This is a genomic window from Puniceicoccus vermicola (assembly GCF_014230055.1).
Classification (GTDB): Bacteria; Verrucomicrobiota; Verrucomicrobiia; order Opitutales; family Puniceicoccaceae; genus Puniceicoccus; species Puniceicoccus vermicola.
Map to the genome: position 1 here is coordinate 1 of NZ_JACHVA010000010.1, position 1,695 is coordinate 1,695.

Annotated in this window: 3 protein-coding genes; 2 read left to right on the plus strand and 1 reads right to left on the minus strand. The window is 53.5% G+C overall.

Translation table 11 applies throughout. From position 1 onward, the window contains the following. A partial coding sequence (locus tag H5P30_RS00740; protein ID WP_185691015.1) for a hypothetical protein occupies positions 1-371 on the minus strand: 371 nt, incomplete at its 3' end. Positions 372-1,048: 677 nt separating this feature from the next. Between H5P30_RS00740 and H5P30_RS00745 the strand changes: the two genes are divergently transcribed. Both H5P30_RS00745 and H5P30_RS00750 read left to right on the plus strand, forming a co-directional pair. Then, on the plus strand, positions 1,049-1,393 hold the full coding sequence (locus tag H5P30_RS00745; protein WP_185691055.1) for a type II toxin-antitoxin system RelE/ParE family toxin: 345 nt from the start codon (positions 1,049-1,051) through the stop codon (positions 1,391-1,393). 3 nt (positions 1,394-1,396) lie between these two features. After that, positions 1,397-1,695, plus strand: a 299-nt coding sequence (locus tag H5P30_RS00750) for a helix-turn-helix domain-containing protein (RefSeq protein ID WP_185691056.1), incomplete at its 3' end; no start/stop codon positions are given.

Consider the following 1,695-nt stretch of genomic DNA (forward strand, 5'->3'; position numbering starts at 1 on the left):
GCGCATACGGTCGATTCGGGCAAACGCTGTCGAGCCTGACAGAGGCCTCCGGTTTTGCTCGAGAGCTTTTCCTTGCCCATGGACCTCAAGGTGGCATTGATCTCCACCAACCCCGCTCGAAGAGTGCCCGATCCCATGCCCTGACTGATCATGTGCCAAACCGTAACCGCCGAAGAGAACCCACGATCGCGTTCCTTCGAACGCTTCGGAATCGATTCCAAAGGCAACGCCTCCTCGAAAACATACGGCAGTTGACCCGGAAGACCCTTCATGATCGAATTGCGACTATCCTCAAGCCTCTTGAGGGCAGATTTAGGGCTTCGCCCAAAGGCGCGGTGAAAACCGGGAAGAAACAGGTTGTTTTGTTGCACACCAAAAGCTTGCAGAATCCATCGCCTAGGGCGATCCCTGTCTGCTTTCTGGCAATACAAAATCCATGAATCCAGCCTTATCTAAGTGCCATTGGGGTGTGACTCAATAAATATTAAAAGACGTCAGGTCTCGATTTTTGAAAAGGTTCGTCACCGTTTTTCTCCAACTTTCACAGGAACCACGATCTGGGGGCCGTTCGAAGTGCCCCCAACCCGCAAGGGAGAACGAGAAACGCGAGACTGCGGGGGAGAAGGAAAAATGGGGGCGGCTGAAGCACGAGCGCAGTTCTATTTGCGGTGCAGTTCTGGGTCGAGCGAAATTTGCGAGTTTTTCCCCGAGCGTTGGTTTGGAAGGCTCGCCATCCAGGTTGCCGGTTCGCAGGAGAGAGCTGGAAGCTCTCACTACTTTCGGGGGAACCGCGCCCGAATCCGCTCCGACGCATTCCTTCGCACCGAAAACACAGAGATGCCGGAGAATCTTCTTACGGGTATTCTCCGAATCACTGGATCTTTCCCTCTTCGATTCTCATCGCCTTGCGGGCTCCGTGAGAGAGGAAGGCCTCCTCAAAGGTTTTTTCCCTGTGTGGCGTTTCTCCCCGCACCTATGGTTACATACGGCGACGGAGTGGTTATCAATCGACTCTTGACGAGGTTAGCGAATATGCTAACTTTTTGGGGTGCGATCAATCCAATTCTACAGGCAGCAATCTGGAGCCTGCCCGGTTGAGGATTTTCTTGAATCTCTCGATGGCAAGCAGGCCCAAAAAGTTGCCTGGGTGCTCGATCTGGTCCGCACCCTTCCAAGGCCACCGACTCAGTACTTCAAGAAATTGGTAGGAACGGAGCTCTGGGAGGTTCGAGTCGAGTTCGGAGGCAACGCCTTCCGGATTCTCGGTTTCATGGACGGCGAAAATCTCGTCGTTCTCGCCAGCGGCTTTGCCAAAAAGACTCAGAAAACACCGAAACAGGAAATCGAAACGGCGGAGCGCCGGCGAAAAGATTACTTCTTAAGAAAAGGATGAACCATGGATGATCTCGATAAATACATTCAACAGCGCAAGGATCGCGACCCTTCCTTTGCCGAAGCATACGAATCGGGCTATCAAGAGTTCCTCATCGGGGTTCTCCTGAAGGAAGCTCGCCAAAGCGCGGGGGTTACCCAGGAAGAGTTGGCGACTGCCATTCACACGAAGAAGTCGGTAATCTCCCGGCTGGAGAATCGGGCCAGTGACGCGCGTGTCTCGACACTCCGCAAGGTTGCTCAGGCTCTCGGAAAGGAATTGGTCATTGAATTACGGGATCAGGTATCGAAGCCAAAGCGGAG